The following is a 22508-nucleotide window of genomic DNA, read 5'->3' as shown; positions in this document are numbered from 1 at the left end:
TTTATAGTTGAATCGCGAAAAATAAAAGACTTAAAATTAGGAATAAACTTTTTAGTTGAATTTTCTTTTTATGCCTATTTTGAGTTGTTTTCCTGCATTAATATAAAAAGGTAGAAAAAATATTTGTTATAAAAAAAATCATTAAAAAATATCGTATGGCCAGAGGTTACTCTTCTCTCATTATTGTTTTACTTGCGGGTATGATTACAGGCACAAGCTTTAAAAGTTTTTCTCAAACCATTATCCCGCTGTATACTGACAGTATTCCCAATTCAAAGCCTACGCAGGATGAGGAAAAATCAGAAATTAATAAAGACAGCATACTAATCATAAGCAAAATAAGCAGGCCTGCGTTAACCGTTTACCAGCCGGCGAAAGAGAAAAGAACAGGTGCTGCTGTAATTATCTGTCCGGGTGGTGGTTATTCGGTAGAAGCAGCGGGACACGAAGGCGCAGACGTAGCCAAACGGTTTAATGAAATGGGTGTAACAGCTTTTGTATTAAAGTACCGCATACCTGATGATGAGACCATGATAAACAAAGAAATCGGGCCATTGCAGGACGCTCAGCAGGCGATAAAAATAGTTAGAGAAAGAAGTGCAGAATGGGGCATCAATAAAAATCATATTGGCCTTATGGGTTTTTCTGCTGGTGGGCATTTAGCTTCTACCATCGGAACTCATTTTGATAAAACTTACATTTCAAATCCAAATCATACAAGTCTTCGACCCGACTTTATGATTTTAGTATATCCTGTTATCTCCTTTACTGATAGTATAGGACACATTGGGTCGAGAGATCAGTTGTTAGGCAAAAATGCGTCTGAAGAAAAAATAAAAGAATACTCCAATGAATTTCACGTTACTACCAAAACGCCACCTGCTTTTTTAGTGCATGCAAAAGATGACCCAGTTAAAGTTCAAAATTCACTGGAATTTGAAAAAGCTTTAAAAGAGCATAGCGTACCAGTAGAAATGTACCAGTACGAAAAGGGTGGACATGGATATGGCATGAACAATAAGACCAGCCCTGTTAAGTGGATGGATTTAGTGGAACAATGGATGAAAAAAATGAAGTTTATGTAATCAGTATCGAACGTTTAATTTGAATGCAATATATTTTTTGCTTTTAAACTTTATCAAAATCAGGATGTTCCCACGGCTGGCGATAAGGACGCTTAAGGAGGCTGGTGGCCTCAGTATCTCCTACAATAATACGCTTCTGAGGGTCGTAGACTAATGGTCGTCCTGTTTTCATTGATAAATTGGCCATTATGCAGCTTGCTGTGGATATGTGGCCTTGTTCTATATCGGCTACGGGTTTGCTATTATTAGCGATAGCACCCAAAAAGTTTAGCATATGCAATCTTGTTGCGGGAGCTGTATGTAATTCAATCTTTGGTTCTTTTAAATCCTCAGGATATTTTTCTTTTTCGTAAACCACGTCTTTGTGAATCTTGCTGCCTTTCCCTTCAGGTATAAAATCATATTTATAAACATCTGCCTTTAAAGTGCCTTTTTCTCCAAACAATGTAAACGCCCAGGGGTACTCGGGGTCTGATGGAGTTCCCCATGTTCTGTGTTGCCATATACAAGTAAGATCATTATATTCAAACAATGCTGACTGCGTGTCTGAAATGTCTGATTTTCCTCCTTTATTCATGTAAATGCCCCCTGTTGAACTAATACGTTTTGGCCATCCCAGGTTTAACATCCACCGTGTGGCATCAAACATGTGTATGGCCATATCCCCGACTATGCCATTTCCATATTCCATAAAAGTCCGCCACCAGCCAACATGCGGAAGGCCATCATAAGGACGAAAAGGGGCAGGGCCGGTCCACATATCATAATCAAGAAAATCCGGTACTGGAATTACAGGAGGATTGCTATTGTTCCGCATATGATAGTAACAACACATCTCCACGTGCGATACTTTTCCAAGCAGGCCGGCATCTACAATGTTTTTCTTAGCTTCTATAAGATGAGGAGTGCTTCTGCGTTGCGTGCCAACTTGTACTACCCTGTTATACTTTCGTGCTGCAGCCACCATAGCTTCTCCTTCAATCACATCAACGCTTATGGGTTTTTGCACGTACACATTCGCCCCGGATTTCATTGCTTCTATTGCCGTCAGCGCATGCCAGTGATCTGGCGTTCCGATAAGTACAATATCCATTGCATTTTCGGACAGCATCTTTCTATAGTCATTGTAAAGTCTTGGCACTTTTCCCGATTTTTGCCGTTGACTTACCATGTCTGCAGCCTGGCTCAATTGGTGTTTGTCGACATCGCAAAGAGCAACCACATTAACAGGGGCAACTTGTATTAACCGGAATAAGTCACTTTTACCATACCATCCTGTTCCTATCAACGCAACGCGAAGCGTTTTGGGCTGATAAATAATGTCCATAGCGTTGGCGCCAAGAGCGGTTAAAGCGAGGGTTGCAGCAGTTCCCTTAAGAAATCTCCGTCGGTTGATGTTGAAATTATTCATAGGCGGTAATCGTCAATTTGTATAAATTAATTTTTAAAAGCTACTGAAAATATATAAAGACTATTAATTGTTTTCTCCCTGTTATCTATTGCAATATGCTTTTCACATACATCTTCGCACTAATAAAATTACTTTTTGTGATTTTTAAAAAAGCTATTTAGAATGTTGTAAACTTCAATCATTCTATATTCCTCTTAGGTACGGCAAGATATTATATTTCTTTTTACAAAAAACCTATTGCTGATTTTGAATTAAAATTTACGACCCCCGAAGTTAGAAGTAGGCGCAGTTACTGTTACAAAAAACTTGTACGGCATTTTTTTATTCGTCTTTTCTATTGTCATGAATGCATAGCAAGGAAACACCGAGTAGGTATGAGCCAGCGTAGAGTTCCAACAATTAATGATTGTTTTTCTTATTTGCAAAAAGCCCCTTTCTGCTATCAGCAGAAAAGGGCTTTGAATAGATTTTTAAAAAGTTTTAGGAAGAATGATTAAAAGGCTCTGATTGCGCGTACACCGGCTACTGCAGTCTTACTGATTTTAGTAGGTCCGTTGCTGCCATCGGTGTCAAAACTTTGACCCCATGCAGTATCAGCGTCAGCTTCGGAAGAACTGAGACGATATGCGCTGTTAAATCCGATCAGATCACGATACTTATACATTTCGGCTAACTCATCTCTTGACGGCATGTACCAGTCAGTAAATCCGTATGAACTTAAGTCATCACAAAATTTAGCTGCTGTAGCTTTGTCACCTAAAGCTGCAAGAATAGCCTTAGTATTAGCCAGACCACTACCTATTTCGGTTTTCAATCCGGGTACGCTTACAGAAACGGTTGCCCATTCTGCAGTCTCATTTTGACCGGGCAATGCCGAAATTAAACCGTGGTGTGTTGTTGCATCTATGTAAAAAACAACTCCTCCACCATAGCGTTGTCCTATTTGTACCGCTGCAATTGTAAAGTCTACCTGCTTGCTATAACCGGTGCCTGCACTATTGGTTGCATAAGCCCGCGCATAGTATTTTGTGTTAGGTTTCAATCCTTTTGCTATTTCTAATGAGAAAGCTCCTAATTGCACGGTTTTAGCTTTTAAGATGTTGCTGTTAATTGTTGGATTAGGAAGCGTATCATATACTATACCTTGCTCTGTTATTTGGAAACCGCCATCTGCTGTTATTTCAGCACCTATTGTAGCTCTTGTTGCTGTTATATTAGTTGCACTTGCATTTATTAAAACTGGTAATTCCTTGTTTACAGTGTCAGCAGAATTATTAGTACTGTCTGTTGTATTGTTGTTGGTGCTATCGGCTGTAGTTGGCGGTATTGTGGTTGTATTCTTCGGTACATCAGTCAAACCCTTTTGGCAACTGGGAAGAATAACAGCGGATAGAGAAAAAAGACACAAGGCATAAATGACAAATTGTTTTTGCATAAAATTTTTAGTTGTAATTGTGATGAATAAATGTGGTTTTTGTACAAAATACTAATCAATAGATAGGTAAATCTTCGATATGGTTGCAGAGGTATTTAAAAATAAATACCTGGGAATAGAACAATGATTATGAAAAAGAGATACAGTTGATGGGGAAGAAGGGAGAAGGTGATAATGATGTAAAACAACAGCTCTTTATTTTCGGTAATTATTATTAAAATGTTTTCCACTAAAATATTTCTAGTAAGCTTCGGGGCGAACGCACTTATGTGATTGTTTTTACCTGCATCGCCATTTAAGGTTATTTCCCTTTTCAAAATTACTTTTCCAATATAATGGTTGTAGGTTGTCTATAGCATCGGTTCCACCTTTAGCAACGGGTATAATGTGGTCTATTTCCCAGCCATGAACGTTGTGTCTATTGCCAAATTGACTATACTGAATAAGATGTCCGCATCTGTCTCTTCTCAGTTTGTTAGGGTCATAGTTTAAAAGTGAAGAGCCTTTTTGCCAAACTATCCGTTTGATTTCTTCAGAAAAAGGCTCCCCATTAAGGTCTGTATTAAATTGCCTTTTCATGGGTAAGGGTATGATATAAAAGTAATAATTACGTTTTGCATTGTCAATGAGCTGATTAATAATATTTAGAAAAGTTGGAGAGGCTGCGAGGAAAAGCAACAGTCGAAAAAGGAAAGGAAATAACAGATATAATCCTGCAGAAATGGATCGCTGTTGTCGATGGATACTAATTCACAAGACAAATGATATCAGATCATATATAATATTGTTTAATAAAATATTTTACCTTTATTAAACGTCTATTTATACATTTGTTGTAATTACATAAAAACACTGCATTGATAAATATTAATCGCTTAACTAAATACTATAAATAGTTGCCTCGCTTTATCGCTATATTATTTTTATCGTTACAGTTATTGACCAATACCGAATTATGCCAGCTGATAAAGTTGCCTGTATTGATTGAACACTACAAAGAGCATGGAGGTGCGGATAACGGTATATCCTTTTTTGCTTTTCTTAAGATGCATTATTTTAATGGTGATGCTAAAGACGCGGATTATGAAAGAGACATGCAATTACCTTTTAAAACAAATGCGGGAGCTCTTATCATAAGCCATAGTCATTCCGTTCCTGTTCCTTCCTCTGCAATTGTTCTTATTTTGCCCGAAAAAGAGATACTAAATCATTTCAATAAGAATTATGTAACGTGGATTCCTTCTGAAAAGCATAACGACATCTTCCAGCCTCCCCGGTTTTCCTGGTCATAAATAATGCTTGCCTGGCCTTGACAGTAACTGTTGTTAAGGCAAATTATTTCTATTATTGAATTAACACTGATTAAGATTTTTTTGCTTATGCTTAATAAAATCATTGCATTTTCTATTCGTAATAAGTTAATTGTCGGGATGATGATGCTCGCCCTTATTATATGGGGCGTGTATAATACCACTCGGCTTCCTATTGATGCCGTACCAGACATTACTAATAACCAGGTACTGGTAATCACATCCTCACCTTCCTTAGGTGCATCTGACATTGAAAGGCTCATTACCTTTCCTATCGAGATAGCAACACGTAATATTCCCGGAATAATTGAGCAACGTTCTTTTTCCCGGTTTGGCCTCTCCATCATCACTATTGTTTTTAACGATAAAACTGATGTGTATTGGGCAAGACAGCAGGTAAGTGAACGATTAGTGCAGGTGCAAAGCCAGATACCTCTCGGACTTGGAACACCTACATTAGGACCGGTAACAACCGGTTTGGGTGAAATTTTTCAATATGTGGTTAAACCAAAAACGGGTTATGAAGGCAAGTACGATGCAATGGAACTAAGAACCATACAGGATTGGATCGTACGCAGGCAACTACTTGGTACACCCGGCGTTGCAGATGTAAGCAGCTTTGGCGGCAAGCTTAAACAATACGAAATAGGAGTGAACGCAGACCGCCTTAAATCTTATAACCTTACCATTAGTGATGTATTTACTGCCCTTGAAAAAAACAATCAGAATTCGGGGGGAGCGTATATAGAAAAAGGGCCTGCGGTTTTATTTATACGAAGTGAAGGATTGGTAAAAACAATAGATGATATTGGAGGTATTATTGTAAAAACGCTACAAGATGGAACCCCCGTTTTGATACGCAATATTGCCGACGTACATCTGGGATTTTCTACACGTTATGGAGCGATGTGTTATAACGACCAGGGTGAAGTGGCAGGTGCGGTAGTAATGATGCTTAAAGGCGAAAATTCATCTAAAGTCATTAAGGATGTAAAAAGAAAAATTGCGCAAATTCAAAAAACATTACCGGAAGGTGTAATTATAGAACCATTTCTTGACCGAACCAAAATGGTTAATAACGCAATTAGTACAGTTAAAAGAAATCTTATTGAAGGTGCTTTAATTGTAGTATTAATCCTGGTACTATTTCTTGGGAATTTTAGGGCCGGTTTGCTGGTAGCATCTATTATACCGTTAGCCATGCTGTTTGCCATCAGCATGATGAACCTTTTTGGTGTTAGTGGTAATTTAATGAGTCTTGGGGCGCTCGATTTTGGATTGATTGTAGACGGCGCTGTTATTATTGTAGAAGCGGTAATGCATGCGCTGCACAAGACCACCAGCTTCAAAGGTTTGCAACGTCTCTCTCAACAGCAAATGAATGAGGAAGTAAAGGAAGCATCAGGCAAATTGATGAATGCTGCTGTTTTTGGCCAAATGATAATCCTGATTGTTTATTTACCAATTTTATCGTTACAAAGCATCGAAGGAAAGATGTTCAGGCCTATGGCGGAAACAGTATTATTTGCCATTATAGGGGCTTTTATACTTTCACTTACCTACGTGCCTATGATGAGTTCTTTGGTATTAAGTAAAAAAGTAGTAACCAAGCCTTCTTTTGCCGATAAAATGATGAGCCGGCTGGAAAAAGCGTATCAGCCATTATTGAATAAAGCGCTTTCTTTTCCAAAAATGGTCATCGGTTTTGCTGTTTTATTATTGGCTGTGGCGCTTGTTATTTTACTAAATCTTGGAGGTGAATTTATTCCTAAATTAGAAGAAGGCGACTTTGCTGTTGATACAAGGGTGCTTACCGGCAGTTCTCTTACGACTACCATAAAAGCTACTCAGCAATCATCACACATACTGTTAACAAAATTTCCTGAGGTACAAAAAGTGGTAACCAAGATCGGTAGCGGCGAAATTCCTACAGATCCGATGACAATGGATGCCTCCGATATGATGGTTATCTTAAAGCCTAAAAAACAGTGGACGTCAGCCAAGACGTTCGACGAACTTGCAGAGAAAATGAGCAAAGCGCTGGAAGACGTTCCGGGGGTGACAGCAGGTTTTGAGTTTCCTGTACAAATGCGTTTTAATGAATTGATGACTGGTGGAAGACAAGATGTAATATGTAAAATTTTTGGAGAAGATTTAGACACCCTTGCAAAGTATGCAGCAAGAATTGGTGGCATTGTGAGCAGGGTTGATGGCGCCAAAGATGTTTATGTGGAATCGCAAACGGGCTTGCCACAAATTGAAGTTAACTACAACAGGGCAGCTTTATCACAGTTTGGTTTATCAGTGGCAGATGTAAACAATGTACTTCAATCCGCATTTGCAGGAGCGGTAAGTGGGCAGGTTTACGAAAACGAAAGACGATTTGATTTAGTGGTTCGGCTAAATAATCAAAACAGGCAGAGCCTTACAGATGTACAAAACCTGCTGATACCTACACCAAAAGGGCAACAACTTCCTTTGCAGCAAGTAGCTGATGTACAAATAAAAGTAGGGCCTAATCAAATACAGCGTGAAAACGCTGAGCGAAGAATTACCATTGGTTTTAATGTTCGGGGAAAGGATGTTCAAACGGTAGTAAAAGATCTTCAAGGCAAAATTGCAGCTCAAATAAAATTACCAGCGGCCTATTACATTACTTATGGAGGGCAATTTGAAAATTTAGTACAAGCCAAAAAACGACTTAGCATTGCCGTTCCTGTTTCGTTGCTGCTCATTTTTATCATGCTTTATTTTGCTTTTAATTCTTTAGGAGAAGGCCTGCTCATATTTACAGCCATTCCGCTTTCTGCTATTGGCGGTGTTTTAGCTTTAAGCATGCGAGGTATGCCTTTTAGTATTTCTGCCGGCGTAGGTTTTATCGCCTTGTTTGGTATAGCTGTATTGAATGGAATTGTATTGCTGACCGAGTTTAATCACTTGAAAAAAAATGGAGTGCACGATGTAATGGAGCGTATCAGGGAAGGCACGTCGACGCGTCTAAGACCTGTACTTATGACAGCCTCTGTTGCTTCTTTAGGTTTTTTACCTATGGCTTTAAGCAATGGGGCAGGTGCAGAAGTACAAAGGCCGTTGGCAACTGTTGTTATAGGAGGATTAATTTCGGCCACCCTTCTTACACTTGTAGTACTACCTGTTTTATACATGTTATTTAATAAAGTTCGTAACAAAGGAACATCTAAAAATATTTCGGATCCATTTAAAGCAAAAAGCAAAACAATAGCCTCTATTATTTTTGTTTTACTAGCAACCTCCTTTTCGATTAAAGCACAGGAAAAAAAGATTTCCTTGCAAGCTGCAATTGATATGGCCGTAACGCAAAACTTGTCTGTCCGGTCTTCGCGGCTGCAGACAGAAACGCTTCAAAAACTTGAAAAAAGTGCATGGGATATACCATTTACTGCGGTCGAAGGAGAATATGGCCAGATGAATACAATTGCGAATGATACCCGGTTTACGTTAACCCAGTCTATAGCTTTTCCGATTGTGTATAAACGACAGCTGGAGGTTTTAAAAGCCCGGACGACAGGAAGTCTATTGAATGAAAACATAATTAAGTTAAATATTAAAAGGCACGTTACCCAACTTTATTACGAATTGTTGATGATGGTTCAAAAAAGGAATCTTTTAATTAGAGCAGATAGTTTATATGCTGCTTTTCTTGAAAGGCAGGAGCAGCGGTTCAAAGCGGGAGAAGCTAACATTGTTGAAAAAACAGCAGCAGAAACACAACGGATGCAAGCAACCAATCAATTGCTGCAACTAAATGCTGACTTTCAGATCGTACAAGCGCAATTTAGCTACCTGCTTAATAGTACATCTTCATTTGTACCTGAGCAGCCAGACTTAAAAGTTGCACTTATTAACTTACCTGATACAGGCTCCATAAGCCAACATCCTGTAGTTCTGTTTAAAAAGCAACAGCAGGAAATTGCAAAGCAGGAAATTAAATTGAACAAGGCCCGAACGTTACCTTTATTAAATGCAGGTTATAGCAATCAATCTATTATTGGTTCTCAAAATATAAATGGAAGTGAACACTACTTTACATCTGCCAGGCGGTTTTCCTCCGTTTTAGCAGGCATTAGCATACCCATCTTCAACAAAAGTGGAAGAGCAAGAGTAGCTGCAAGTGAATCGCAATATGTTGCAGTGCAAGCTGAGTACGCAGATACGCTGGCACTTCAAAAATCAGCGGTGCAGCAGTTGATTTTACGATACAAGAAAAATGAACAAACAGTAAAGTATTATGAAACTGTTGCTTTAAACCAGGCTTCAATTCTTTCGGAAAATGCAACGCTTCAATATAACAACGGCGCTATAAACTTTTTAGAATGGTCAATGCTTATCAATCAGTCCATTAACCTTCAGTCAGAATATATCAGTGCATTAAGCGAAAGAAACCGCACCGTTATTGAACTAAATACTTATGCACCTAACTTTTAAAGTATCAATTATGAACAAATTCTTTTTTATATTATTTCTACCCCTTTTTATTGGCTGCTTTTCAAAAAAAGAAGAGCCAAAAAAAGAAAGTGCACCTAAACAAAACGCAGTCACAACAGTTAGCCTGACAGATGCGCAAATAAAAAATGCAGGCATTGTAACCGGAAAGCCGGTCATGCGTAGCATCGAGGCAGTGCTAAAAGTAAATGGATTAATAGATGTACCACCTCAGAACATGGTAACGGTAAGTTTTCCATCGGGAGGGTATCTGAAAAGTACCCATCTGTTACCGGGTATGAAAATTAGCAAAGGGCAGGTTATAGGGGTAATGCAGGATCAGTCTTTTGTACAAATGCAGGAGGATTATTTGATGGCGGTTGCAAAACTTTCTTTCTTGCAAAAAGAATATGAACGGCAAAAGCTGTTAAATACTACAAAAGCCACTTCTGATAAAATATACGAACAAACAGCGAGTGATTACCAGTCAGTAAGAATTACGGTAAAAGCATTGCAACAGAAATTGTTGCTGTTAGGAATAAACCCTTCCACGCTAAATGAAAGTACTATCAGCAGGACTGTTAATATTTATGCCCCTATAAGTGGATATGTTGCTGCTGTTAATGTAAATATTGGCAAATATGTAAACCCCACCGATGTATTGTTTGAACTTGTTAATCCAAAAGATTTACACCTGGTTCTTACAGTTTTTGAAAAAGATCTCCGATCTATTCATACAGGGCAAAAAGTAAAAGTGTATCTAACCAGCGATACTACTAAAACCTATAATGCTGAAGTGCTGCTTGTTAGCAAAACACTTGATAGTAACAGGAGTGCTACGGTTCATTGTCATTTTGATGGAGCAACACCGCCCTTATTACCGGGGATGTTTGTAAATGCAGATATACAGGTAACGAACAATACAGCTATCACAGTACCAGAGGAAGCTGTGGTTCGCTCAGGAGATAAAGAGTATATTTTTATTGAACGTAAAAATAAGCAGTTTGAAATGATGCCTGTAAATACTGCTGTATCTCAAAGCGGATTGGTTTCAATTAGTTCTACCGATACCGACATGCTTAACCAGGTTATTATTATAAAAAATGCTTACGCTGCTTTAATGAAGATGAAGAATACCGGAGAAGAAGAATAAGCATAAAGATGAATTTTCAAATTCTATTTTAAAATCATCCATAGTAACATTAGAATTTTATGGTAATTCTAATGTTACTTTTATAGCACTCCCTTTTGTTGTAAAAATACAGTTGTAATTACGATAAAGAATGAGGCCTCTGTTTTTATCAGCTATTGCAATTGCTTCTGTTGCATACACTACTGTATTAGTATGCAAAATGCCTGCTTAGTTTAATGTTTCCTAAAAAGTCTAAAGGATTGTTTTTTTCCACTTATCCTTTTTCTGAATTCAATTTATTTTTTTTATTGCCGTTTATCCAAGATACATATTTATGTGATTGCGTTGAGATGTTTTCCTTCATTTTTTTGCATCAACCAAAATATAAAAAACTGTAATTATGAAAAAAATTTTAATTCTTGTGGCGACAGTAAACTTATTGTTTTCCTGCAAAAAAAACGATGACAGATCGGGCACTTTTAGTGGTCCTGATGCAACTATACAACAAGGAAAAGGAAAAAGCTGGATTAAATTGGGTGCCACTGGTGCACCTGAGCAATTAGGATTAACGATTACTGATGAAGCGCTAAATAGTATGCCTGCAGATGGAGATGAAAGTGAAGTAAAGCTTTCTTTACCTGCGATGGCTAAATCGTCTACCCCTTTTGACCATATTGAAGTAGGTTGGAACCCTCATGGCCACGAGCCTGCCGGTATTTATGACAAACCCCATTTTGATTTTCATTTTTACATGGTGTCAGAAGGAGAAGTGGCTGCTGCAACAGATACCGCAAAGCTAAATGCAAACCCCGCTGCTGATTACCTTCCACAAAATTATGTACCTGGTCCTCCTGTTCCTCAAATGGGCAAACATTTTATTGATGTAACTTCTCCCGAATTGAATGGACAACCATTTTCACAAACGTTCATTTATGGAACATATGATGCTAAAGTAACTTTTTTTGAACCGATGATAACGCTTGCTTTTCTGAAAAGCAATTCAAACTTTGAGCGTATAATACCGCAACCCGCAAAGTTTAAGAAGGCTGGCTATTATCCTACCAAAATGAGAATAGCAAAACATGATGGAGTAACAGACATTGTACTTGACGGCTTTGTACTAAGGCAAGCAATATAGTTAAGCAATCACCTTGCGAACAATAAAAGAAAGAGGCATTTGATTTTTTTCAAATGCCTCTTTCTTTTTATTTTGTTTCTATCTAATATATTTTTACCATTCAATTTTTTTTATGAAAGGCTGGAGTAATGTCAGTACAAGTTTTTAGAAGAAGGCATGAAACTTTCTCATACCTTTAAAAAAACTACATTGCCCTGCATGCTTCAGCGCATTCTTTACATGCGCGCGCGCATTCCTGGCAATGCTCAGTCTGGTGCTTAGAACATTCGGCACTACATGCTTCACATAAATCAGCACAAATGCGGCAAATATCTTTTGCCTTTTCACTGCCTAAACTCATTAGCTGGGCTGCTGCATAGCAGATAGCTGCACATTCCATATCTAGCTGAATGCAACGCGCCATCATTTTTACATCTTCTTCTTGGGTGCATGATGAAGCGCAATGGTTGCAAATAGCAGCGCAATGTAAACATGCATCAATACAATTTTTGTACGTGTGATAACCTGTCATAATTTTAAATTTTTAAGTTAAATAATAAATAAAGGGTTAGGGAAATATCAGGATTAGTTCTTTTTCATCTTCATCTTCATCATCGACGGATATACTCTAAGAAATACTTCAAACGCCATCGGATTTTTGCCATATAAACTGTTTAATCTTTCATCTGCGTGATATAATGTGTATTGACTTCCTGCCGCCACGCGGGTTTGTTTAAAGTGCAACACATCGTAATTGAAACCAACAGTAAAAGCATTAACAGGAAACACTGCATCATGTTCAAATTCTCTTCCTTCTAAAGATAATTCTTCTGTAGATTTCTGGGTAAATTCATACCGGGTATAAAGTGCCAGTTTACTTCTTCTCCATGAGCCTTCTAACAGAAAAGCATTTTCTCCCTCATGATCTTTTATTTTGTTTAACCCCCATATTGCAGTTGCATTAAAAGTGCCGTTATCGGCTATAGGGGTACTATATATAGCAGAGGCTGTAGTGCGATGTATATCTTCTGACGGATGCAACAGTTCCGGGCTTTTAATAAAGCCGTGTGACACCTGCAGAGCCCAGTTTTGAGAAGGATTATAAGACAACCTCCCACTCCATGAATTGAACAATGGTTTGTCGAATGAATATCTGTTTTCATCAGGTTCACGGCCAGTGAACGAAGATCCTTCTATTTTAAAATCACCATATCTTACACCCAATGTTGCTACACCAAATGTTATGTGCGTAGCATCTACCCAATGATGCGAAATAGGTGCATCAGGATTGTCTAATGCCGAGGGACGATGCATAAACGCTACGGGACCTAATGCAGGCTCACCGGGATAACCAATATAAGCAAAAACATCTGCTTTTTTTGATAAAGCGTGTGAATAGCTTACTGATAACTCAGAAAATAGATCATGAGGGTGCTGGCGGTCAACAATCGCTTTGCCTTTATATGCTTCACCACTTTGAAACAACAAAGGATAGCCTGCACCGCCGCCAATAGCTGCATCTAAAGAAAACATAGTGCTAAAATGAAAAAGGCCGTTTTTTCCAACCTGTCGTTGCCCCATAAACATCACCCAGTCTGGGGCATCAAATTTTTTATCTCCCCTGGAACCTTTGTTTGTAAAATCCTGGTTGTTATATCTTAAAAATAAGTTGCCATGAAGCATGTACATCCATTTGGATGCATGAAACATGTAGCCGTACATCGGAGATGCGTCTGGCAACCAGGCGGTGCCTGAGCCATTTCTATTCATTGGCAGGTTTAATGAATACACATGACTCATACTATTATGGTGGCTCATATTCATATTGCTTTCACTGCCCATATTCATTCCATCCATCTGCATGCTGTCAGACATTTTCTTTTCAGTATTGGCTGTATCATGCATCATGTGATGTTCGTGCTGCGCCCTTGCCACATACACGAGCAAGCAATTTATTATTATCAGGAAAAATAGCTTTTTCATATTTTATCTTTTAAAATCTTTTAGAGTTGCCGGTAATACATTTATAGTAAAACGACCTTATATTTTTAATCTTTCTTTTTATCCTCGGTGCTCTTGCGATCATACTGGCAACACTCATCTATATCATTATAAGCTTTGTCATCTCCTTTGTATTTTTCAGTATCATATCCAACAGCCGCTATATTCTTTTGTATTTGGTCATTTGTAATTTTTGTTGAGTCATATGTTACCGTAAGAATCTTTGTTTTTTTATTCCAGTCTGCTTTTGCAACACCATCAACTTTTAATGATGTTTCTATATGGTTTTTGCAAAGGGAGCAGTTTCCCCAAACTTTTATATCCTCAGTTTTTGCAGTTTGTGCAAATAATGTTGCCGAGATAAAGACCATAATGGTCATTATTATAAATTGTATTGATTTCATTTTAATGGTTTGATGTGTAATAAGAAAAAGGATCTTAAAAACGGTTATATCAATAATATTAGATTGGTTTACTACAGAGCGAAAGGGAGATGTATTGCCTTCAAGCCTCATACATGCAGATGTTCTTTTAAAACATTTAAGTTGTCGTTTGGCTAAGTAGACAAATTGCTACCTGGCGAACTGCTGTTAGGGGAGGAGTAAATTAAATGAGAAAAACACAATTGCGAATAAAAATAGGTAAGTCACTTTTACCCGGCGGTGAATTAGAAGAAAAATAATTTGCAACATCATTCAGTTGTATCACACTTGGTTCAATTGCGTAATATTTGGCGGGTAAACTGGTAGTTTTAGTTGCAGAAACACCTGTTACAGGAATAGTGTATTTTTTTTCAAGTTTTACAACTTGTTGTTTCTCCTCGCAGCAACCTTTTTTATTGGTCATGCCACACTTATGGCAAACCTCTTTCTTTGAAAGTGGATGCCCCAAATCCATTGATTGAGGCTTCCCCATACAATAATGAATATTAACGGTAGCACCTGTTGATGCTATGAAATATATGAGTGTTAATATGGTTGCTAATACCTTCTTCACCTGTAAGTATTAAAATCTATTTATTCTTTTTTGTAAATAAAACCGTAAAGATATTTAATGTAAAGCTACCCGGTTTGTTTTGTAAACTTTAAAAGCAATCTTAACATCTAACAAACTAAGCCGAACAAAAACTTTGCCCGACTTAATAAGAAATTTTTTAAGCTACTTTTTCTGCTTTATACCCGGCTTTTTCAACAGCTTTAATTACTTCATCTTCATTTAATTTATCAGTAGATACCCGTAGTATTTTTTTCGGATGTAGCGTATCTACCTTCCAGTTTGTTTCGCCCACTGTTTCATTTAATATTGGGGTAACCTTTGCCACACATGAGCCGCACATTATGTTTGTTTTCAGTTCTATTGTTTTCATGACTTTCTGTTTAATTTTTTTATGATGTAAAATTACTTTAGCAAGAACCCCAGGTTGTTACACAATTCTCGATTTGTTTTATATAATTTTTGGTCTTCCGTTACAAATGCACAGTAATCCTGCGCATTTTTCTTCAGTTTCTGGGACGTCCCTTTTGCAAATCTCCGCCGCTGTATTATAAAATGCTAATGCGACTTTTATTTTTTCACCTAAAGGTTTTTTGACCGCAGGCGCAAGCTATTTGATACTACAGATACTGAACTTAGTGCCATAGCGGCGCCGGCAATCATTGGATTTAATAGGAAACCATTAATAGGGTATAAAACACCAGCAGCAATTGGAATGCCTATAAGGTTGTAGATAAATGCCCAGAAAAGATTTTGTTTTATAGTTGCCACCGTATATCTCGATAGCATTAAGGCTTTAGGAATTTTAGTCAGGTCAGAAGAAATAATTGTCATTTTAGCTACATCCATAGCTATGTCGCTACCTTTGCCCATTGCAATACTTACGTCTGCCTGTGCTAATGCGTTACTGTCATTGATGCCATCACCGACCATTGCTACAACCTTACCTTTTTTCTGTAACTCTTTTACAAACGCTGCCTTGTCGGCAGGTAAAACTTCCGCTTTAAAATGTTTGATGCCTATCTGGTCTGCAATGGCTTTTGCTGTCGATTCATTATCTCCGGTTAGCATATAAACCTCTATCCCCAAATCGTGCATTTGTTTTACAGCTTCTGCAGACGTTAGTTTTACTTTATCTGCGATACCAATAACTGCTAATGCCTGCTTTTCACTTGCGAAATAAATAACTGTTTTAGCTGCGCTTAACCATTCAGATGCCACCTTTTCTAACTCCAAGCCAACAGAAATATTATTTGTTTTTAGAAGCAGCGCATTTCCTATATAATACATTTCATTACCTACTCTTGCCTTTGCTCCTAAGCCTGTAATGCTTTCAAAATCAAATACCGGTAAATGATTTGTTTTCCCAAGATGCTTTACTACTGCCTCCGCTAATGGATGTTCTGATTGTTTTTCGATAGAAGCTAAAATATCTAAACCTTTGGTGTCATTATTTAACCAACGAAGGTCTGTTACAATTGGTTTGCCCTCTGTAATGGTACCGGTTTTATCAAAAATAATTGCATTTACTTTTTTTGCTAATTCCAAACTTTCTGCATCTTTTATAAGAATACCGTTTTCTGCTCCTTTACCTACTCCGGCCATAATAGCTGTAGGTGTTGCAAGGCCTAAAGCACAGGGGCATGCAATCACTAAAACCGTAACTAATGCTAGTAAGCCTTGTATAAAACTATTCTCTCCGCCTAGTATTAGCCATGCGATAAGGCTGAGGAGAGCTACAAGAATAACTATTGGAACAAAGATTCCTGCAATTTTATCGGCCAGCTTTTGTACAGGTGCTTTACTGCCTTGTGCTTCCTGTACCATTTTTATGATTTGTGCTAATATAGTGTCTCCTCCTACTTTGTCGGCAGTAAACTGGAAACTCCCTTTTTGGTTAATTGTTCCGGCAAATACTTTGTCATTTTGTCTTTTTTCAACAGGTATAGGTTCTCCGCTAATCATACTTTCATCTATAAAAGAATTGCCTGTAGTTACTGTTCCGTCAACAGCAATCTTTTCTCCCGGCCTTACCAATAGTGTGTCGCCTACCTTAACCCTCGCAATTGGTATTTCCATCTGTTGACCCTTGCTTTGAACTACTATTACTGTTTTAGGTTGTAGGCCCATTAGCTTTTTGATAGCGGAAGACGCGTTTCCTTTCGCTTTTTCTTCCAGTAGTTTACCTAATAAAACAGAGGCAATTACGCCTGCTACGGCTTCAAAATAAACATGGGCGTGGAAGCCTTTGGTATGCCAGTATCCCGGAAATAGAGTATTAAAGACGCTAAATAAATATGCAGTACCAGTACTCAAGGCTACCAACGTATCCATATTAGCTGAAAGATGCTGAGATTGTTTCCAGGCATTTATAAAAAACTGTTTGCCAAATATTAGTACTATGGGAGTAGATAAAGCCCACGTGATGTAATTGGCATAAGGAATATTCATAAAAAACATTCCTATAATTATTGCAGGTATCGCTAAAAGAATTGCGCCCCTTGTTCTTCTTTTAAGTTTTAGATACTTCGATTTTTGTAATTCTTCTAACTCGTCCTTTGCTTCTACGCTTTCGTCAGTCATCAGATCATAGCCGATGCTTTGCAGTGCAGCTTTTAACCTGCCCGGGTCTGTTATAGTTGGAATATATTCTACCAGCGCCGTTGCATTTGCATAATTAACAGCGGCAGCTACTACTCCTGGCTCGTTTTCCAACATGCTTTGTGAACTGCTTGCACAAGAAGCACAAGACATATTAAGAACAGGAAAAGTTTTTTTGATTGTTTCTACATTATACCCTAAATCACGAATAGCTTTAACCGCATCTGGTAAAACGTCTGCATCTCCATTAGTGTTTATGACTGCCCGGTTGTTATTATATTCTACTTTATGTGCTGTAATGCCTTTTACCTTACTTAATCCTTTATCAACTATTATGGCCCCATGTTCGCTTTCTATGCCTTCTAAGGGCAGGTAAATAGAGTTATTATTTCCGATTGCCATTTAATTTATATTAATATAGCAAAGCTACCATTGCACTTATAAGTTATTGTTACACAATTATGGAAAAGGTTTTCAAGATTTTTGGGTGAAAGCTGTAATGAAAAAATAAGAGCGGGGAATAGGCGCTGAGTCAAAGGAAATTAGATGAGTGACAGACGAAGAACAATGAATGGTTTAAACAAAAAAGCCACCTTAATGGAAGGTGGCTTTTTTGTTAATATACTTATATATATTTAGTTAAGTAAAGAGACATTAAAAGCCTCTAAACCTTTCTGTCCTTGCCTGGTTTCAAATTCAACTTTTGCCCCATCAGTTAATGAGACACCATTAAGCCCTGAAATATGAATAAAATAATCCTTTCCATTAGTGCTTGTAATAAAACCAAAACCCTTTAGTGTGTTAAAAAACTTAACTGTACCTGTTTCCTTCATGATAATTTTAATTAATAAATTAAAGATATCGTTATTATTTAAAACAGCAAACTATTTATCAATATTTGTTATGTTAATTAAACAATCGCAGTATGTTTAGTGATATTTTTTAGATGAAAAATAGCTGATAATCATTTCAATAGACCAACCGGCGAGGCTTCCTTTCAAACAGTGTTGTTTGCAGTTTAATTTTTTTTATTTAAGTATATGTAAGCAGAAATTAGAAAATAAGGTCTTTGGTAAGAAAGGATTTCGCGCTTATACTACCACATATTTGATTATTGCTAGTTTTTAATAGCAACTCTAAGTAATGGCAGCAACAAACTGGATTGTTTGAAAAGGTATGTGAGTGTCTATTCTGAAAGATAATGCATTCTTTATTGTTCATCGCCCCTATTCTAGTCTCAATAAAAGTTGTAGCAGGATTGTTTGCGCAAGTTTTAAAAACTGTCAATTCATTGTGTAAGTTCCTTTTTGTTTCATCCACAACTGAAATTTCGAAAGGAGTGGGAACGTCAGGTGGCAACGGACGTTTAAGACCTTTTGGTGGATTTTTTAAAAGATGTTCTAGCGAAAGTGGCGATTCCCAAATATTCCGCTAGAACATCTATTTATATTAGAATATGACAAATTAGAAATATGACAAATTAGACTTAATTAAAAAGGAGCAGCTTCATCAAATCCTTCGTCAAACTCTCCTGTATTCATTTTACTTCCTTTTTGTATAAACAGACGTGCTCCATCATCTGATGGTGGAGCACCGGGTCCACCGCCGGGAGGTATCGGCTTCCAGTTTCCCCCCGGTGAAGGGGCAGGACCCGGTCCTAAATCGTCACCTTCTTCTTCAACAAACTTTTGAATGTGCAATAAGGCTCTTAATTTAATAGTTTCCAAACTACCGTTACGATGCTTTGCAATTCTTACATGCGTTTCACCACGGTTGCTTTCACCCATTTCATTAGTTACAATTTCGTAGTACTCAGGGCGGTACAGGAACATCACCATATCGGCATCCTGCTCAATTGCACCTGATTCACGAAGGTCGCTCAGTTGAGGCATCTTGCTTTCCTTCCTTGTTTCTACCGCACGGCTTAACTGGCTCAAGGCAATTATCGGCACCTGCAGTTCTTTAGCAAGACTTTTTAAATCTCTTGAAATACGGCTAATTTCCTGTTCACGATTAGAATTACGGTCCCCGCTGCCGCTCATTAACTGCAGGTAGTCTATAATTATTAAACCAACATTATGTTTGTTTACCAACCTGCGGGCTTTTGCACGAAACTCAAAAATGTTGAGTGCAGCAGTATCATCAATAAAAATTGGTGCATCGCTAAGCTTTGTAACCCCTTTACTGTACAATTGCTGCATTTCATAGTCTTCTAACCTTCCCCGACTGATTTTCTCCAGCATAATACCACTTTCGGCGCTAAGAATACGTTGCACCAGCTGGCTTGCGCTCATTTCCAAACTAAAAAATGCTACACCCGTTGGTTTTGTTGGATGTAATGCGGCGCTCCGTGCAAGGTTTAGCGCAAAAGCTGTTTTACCTACTGAGGGACGAGCAGCGAGAATAATAAGGTCAGTGGGCTGCCAACCGTAAGTGACTTTGTCCATCGTTGGAAAACCTGTGGGAACGCCTGAAATATCTTCCTGTTTGTTTCTCAGGTCATCAATACGTTGAATGGTCTTAACCAAAACAGTACCTATATCGTCAAAATTCTTTTTAAGGTAGTTATTGGTTATGTTAAACATTTTGCTCTCACTTTCGTCAAGCAGGTCAAACACATCGGTGCTGTCCTCGTAAGCGTCACCAATGATCTCACCACTTATACGTATGAGTTCGCGTTGGATAAACTTTTGTAATATAATTCTTGCATGCGCTTCAATATTGGCGGTGGACACCACCATATTGGTCAACTTCGTTATTGCATATGGACCGCCTATAACATCAAGTTCCTCAGTTGTTTTTAACTCTTCTACTACTGTAAGGATATCTATTGGCAGGCTTTTCTGCGCAAGTGATTGAAAAGACTTAAAAATTTTCTGATGTCCTTCTACATAAAAACATTCTGGTTTTAAAATTTCTACAACATTATCAAATGCGCTTTTTTCAAGCATTATTGCACCTAAAACTGCTTCTTCAAGTTCTTTGGCTTGTGGAGGCACTTTGCCGTACACCATTGTGCTAAGGTCAATGGAAGACTTCCGCCTGTTCTTCCTGTCCTTATTCAAGTTCGTTAGATCCATTATTTTTTAGGTGGTCTTTTTATACGTGATTTTTTCTTACTTCCCCTTCCATTTCGCCTTCACAATTCACTCTTTTTTTTAATGTTACCAAATTGTTATCCGACTCGGGGGAGGCGAATATAGAACCTTAAAAACTGAAGAAAAAACTTTTGCCTAAAGAATAATTGTTCTTTTTTATTCAACATTGTTTTTCCCCAAAACAAAGGTTTATTAACAATAAAAGCTGGCATATTCACAAATTACAAAAGTTTTCCGCTTGTTTTACAAACAATATTCACACAATGTGTGTACAAAGAATTCTCTAAAAAAAATTGCAATGATGGCAATTAAAACCTATTGGAATAGAAGAATTTTTTAGAAAAAAATAAAAAGTTTATCATGAAAAAATAGATTGAAAACAGATACTCATTCTCTACAACATCTCCTCGATTTTGAGATGATATAAATTGGCTCAGATGCTTTAATAATATCAATTACAAATACCTTTTTGTATATGTGTAGTGAGCATAAATTGAAATATACTTGTGCCTGCCAATTTCTTATCTGGCTAATAAAACCACTATTAAAAATTATTTATTAAATTTTATAATATCATATAAACCTTTTTCTTACCTTTGCACTCCCAAAAAAGTTCTTTCAGAAGAATTGATTGATTTGGGAGTTCCGTTCTGAAAATTATCAGGTGGAACGTTAACACCAAAAATTTACATCATGGCAAAAGAAATTTCCGGCTACGTAAAGTTGCAGGTTAAAGGCGGTTCAGCCAACCCTGCACCTCCTATTGGACCGGCATTAGGTTCAAAAGGTTTGAACATTATGGAGTTCTGCAAACAATTTAATGCAAGAACCCAGGATAAAATGGGAAAAGTACTTCCCGTATTAATTACTGTATATACCGACAAGTCTTTCGAATTTGTTATCAAAACTCCTCCTGCAGCAGTACAGTTGCTGGAAGCAGCAAAAATTACAAGTGGTTCCAAAGAGCCTAACCGCAACAAAGTTGGAAAAGTAAACTGGTCACAGGTAGAAGCTATTGCTAAAGACAAAATGAGCGACCTTAACTGCTTTACTGAAGAAAGCGCAATGAAAATGGTTGCTGGTACGGCTCGCAGCATGGGCTTAACTGTAGAAGGTCAGGCACCATGGGACAAATAAATTGATCAATTTCTAAACTGATTAACAATGGGACTCACTAAAAAAAGAAAAGCTGTAGAAGCTAAAATCGATAAAAATAAAATATACTCACTTCCTGAAGCTTCTGCTTTGGTAAAAGAAGTTAACCTTACAAAATTTGACAGCTCCGTAGATGTTCACGTTCGTTTGGGCGTTGATCCTAAAAAAGCTGACCAACAGGTTCGTGGTACAGTAACGCTTCCTCATGGAACCGGTAAAACCAAAAGAGTACTTGTACTTTGCACTCCCGATAAAGAGAACGATGCAAGAAATGCCGGTGCTGACTATGTTGGATTGGATGAATTTATTACTAAAATTGAAGGTGGATGGACTGATGTTGACGTAATAGTTGCGACACCATCTGTGATGCCAAGAATTGGTAGATTAGGTAAAATATTAGGTCCGCGTAACCTGATGCCAAACCCTAAAACCGGTACTGTAACAAACGATGTTGCCGCAGCAGTTAATGAAGTAAAGGGCGGTAAAATCGCTTTTAAAGTTGACAAAGCGGGTATCATACACGCATCTGTAGGAAGGGTTTCATTTCCTCCTGAAAAAATTGCTGCTAACAGCACTGAATTCATCAATGCAATTATGAAACTTAAGCCATCCGCTGCTAAAGGTACATACCTTAAAGGTGTAAGTATAGCCAGCACGATGAGCCCAGGTATTACAGTCGACACTAAATCATTCATCTAAACCTTGCGCC

At 37.8% G+C, this 22508-nt stretch carries 18 protein-coding genes; 7 read left to right on the top strand and 11 right to left on the bottom strand.

The window, feature by feature from the left end:
- Nucleotides 1-155 precede the first annotated feature (155 nt).
- Nucleotides 156-1085, top strand: a complete 930-nt coding sequence (locus tag B154_RS0124995; RefSeq protein WP_018617097.1) for an alpha/beta hydrolase — start codon at nucleotides 156-158, stop codon at nucleotides 1083-1085.
- Between the two features lie 43 nt (nucleotides 1086-1128).
- Here the strand turns inward: B154_RS0124995 and B154_RS0124990 are convergent, their stop codons facing one another.
- The 3 genes from B154_RS0124990 to B154_RS0124980 all read right to left on the bottom strand — a co-directional run bounded on the left by B154_RS0124990 (nucleotide 1129) and on the right by B154_RS0124980 (nucleotide 4510).
- Nucleotides 1129-2496: a Gfo/Idh/MocA family protein gene (locus B154_RS0124990; RefSeq protein ID WP_018617096.1), complete on the bottom strand. Its 1368-nt coding sequence runs from the start codon at nucleotides 2494-2496 to the stop codon at nucleotides 1129-1131.
- A gap of 493 nt (nucleotides 2497-2989) precedes the next feature.
- On the bottom strand, nucleotides 2990-3931 hold the full coding sequence (locus B154_RS0124985; protein ID WP_018617095.1) for an Lcl C-terminal domain-containing protein: 942 nt from the start codon (nucleotides 3929-3931) through the stop codon (nucleotides 2990-2992).
- Nucleotides 3932-4210: 279 nt separating this feature from the next.
- Nucleotides 4211-4510, bottom strand: a complete 300-nt coding sequence (locus B154_RS0124980; RefSeq protein ID WP_018617094.1) for an HNH endonuclease signature motif containing protein — start codon at nucleotides 4508-4510, stop codon at nucleotides 4211-4213.
- A gap of 401 nt (nucleotides 4511-4911) precedes the next feature.
- Between B154_RS0124980 and B154_RS31090 the strand changes: the two genes are divergently transcribed.
- The 4 genes from B154_RS31090 (at nucleotide 4912) to B154_RS29720 (ending at nucleotide 11972) form a co-directional block, all read left to right on the top strand.
- Nucleotides 4912-5223: a hypothetical protein gene (locus tag B154_RS31090; protein ID WP_157580949.1), complete on the top strand. Its 312-nt coding sequence runs from the start codon at nucleotides 4912-4914 to the stop codon at nucleotides 5221-5223.
- An 87-nt stretch (nucleotides 5224-5310) separates the two neighbouring features.
- Nucleotides 5311-9705 (top strand): CusA/CzcA family heavy metal efflux RND transporter, encoded by a 4395-nt coding sequence (locus B154_RS0124970; protein ID WP_026260433.1) that lies wholly within the window; start codon nucleotides 5311-5313, stop codon nucleotides 9703-9705.
- A gap of 10 nt (nucleotides 9706-9715) precedes the next feature.
- Complete coding sequence (locus tag B154_RS0124965) at nucleotides 9716-10855, top strand: efflux RND transporter periplasmic adaptor subunit (protein WP_026260432.1); 1140 nt, start codon at nucleotides 9716-9718, stop codon at nucleotides 10853-10855.
- A 379-nt stretch (nucleotides 10856-11234) separates the two neighbouring features.
- The gene (locus tag B154_RS29720) at nucleotides 11235-11972 is read left to right on the top strand and encodes a DUF5602 domain-containing protein (protein ID WP_018617088.1); all 738 of its coding nucleotides are present in this window, start codon (nucleotides 11235-11237) and stop codon (nucleotides 11970-11972) included.
- 184 nt (nucleotides 11973-12156) lie between these two features.
- Here the strand turns inward: B154_RS29720 and B154_RS0124945 are convergent, their stop codons facing one another.
- The 8 genes from B154_RS0124945 to dnaB form a co-directional block, all read right to left on the bottom strand.
- Nucleotides 12157-12483: a four-helix bundle copper-binding protein gene (locus B154_RS0124945; RefSeq protein ID WP_018617087.1), complete on the bottom strand. Its 327-nt coding sequence runs from the start codon at nucleotides 12481-12483 to the stop codon at nucleotides 12157-12159.
- 53 nt (nucleotides 12484-12536) lie between these two features.
- On the bottom strand, nucleotides 12537-13934 hold the full coding sequence (locus B154_RS0124940; RefSeq protein ID WP_018617086.1) for a hypothetical protein: 1398 nt from the start codon (nucleotides 13932-13934) through the stop codon (nucleotides 12537-12539).
- Nucleotides 13935-13999: 65 nt separating this feature from the next.
- Entirely contained in the window at nucleotides 14000-14356 is a 357-nt protein-coding gene (locus B154_RS0124935; RefSeq protein WP_026260431.1) for a heavy-metal-associated domain-containing protein, read from the bottom strand.
- Between the two features lie 202 nt (nucleotides 14357-14558).
- Nucleotides 14559-14948, bottom strand: coding sequence for an HYC_CC_PP family protein (locus tag B154_RS32630; protein ID WP_157580948.1), 390 nt, complete (start codon nucleotides 14946-14948; stop codon nucleotides 14559-14561).
- A gap of 157 nt (nucleotides 14949-15105) precedes the next feature.
- On the bottom strand, nucleotides 15106-15318 hold the full coding sequence (locus B154_RS0124925) for a heavy-metal-associated domain-containing protein (RefSeq protein ID WP_018617083.1): 213 nt from the start codon (nucleotides 15316-15318) through the stop codon (nucleotides 15106-15108).
- 209 nt (nucleotides 15319-15527) lie between these two features.
- Nucleotides 15528-17948, bottom strand: coding sequence for a heavy metal translocating P-type ATPase (locus B154_RS0124920; RefSeq protein ID WP_018617082.1), 2421 nt, complete (start codon nucleotides 17946-17948; stop codon nucleotides 15528-15530).
- A gap of 233 nt (nucleotides 17949-18181) precedes the next feature.
- Complete coding sequence (locus B154_RS0124910; RefSeq protein ID WP_018617080.1) at nucleotides 18182-18379, bottom strand: cold-shock protein; 198 nt, start codon at nucleotides 18377-18379, stop codon at nucleotides 18182-18184.
- A gap of 657 nt (nucleotides 18380-19036) precedes the next feature.
- A complete protein-coding gene (dnaB, locus tag B154_RS0124900; protein WP_018617079.1) occupies nucleotides 19037-20626 on the bottom strand; it encodes a replicative DNA helicase in 1590 nt (529 codons plus the stop codon).
- A gap of 711 nt (nucleotides 20627-21337) precedes the next feature.
- Here dnaB and rplK point away from each other — a divergent pair.
- Nucleotides 21338-21781 (top strand): 50S ribosomal protein L11, encoded by a 444-nt coding sequence (rplK, locus tag B154_RS0124895; RefSeq protein WP_018617078.1) that lies wholly within the window; start codon nucleotides 21338-21340, stop codon nucleotides 21779-21781.
- Nucleotides 21782-21808: 27 nt separating this feature from the next.
- Nucleotides 21809-22498 (top strand): 50S ribosomal protein L1, encoded by a 690-nt coding sequence (rplA, locus tag B154_RS0124890; RefSeq protein ID WP_018617077.1) that lies wholly within the window; start codon nucleotides 21809-21811, stop codon nucleotides 22496-22498.
- The last annotated feature ends 10 nt before the right edge of the window (nucleotides 22499-22508 follow it).

It is taken from the genome of Segetibacter koreensis DSM 18137, assembly GCF_000374045.1.
GTDB lineage: Bacteria > Bacteroidota > Bacteroidia > Chitinophagales > Chitinophagaceae > Segetibacter > Segetibacter koreensis.
The sequence above is the reverse complement of the archived record's forward strand: the minus strand, read 5'-3'. Positions and strand labels throughout refer to the sequence as shown.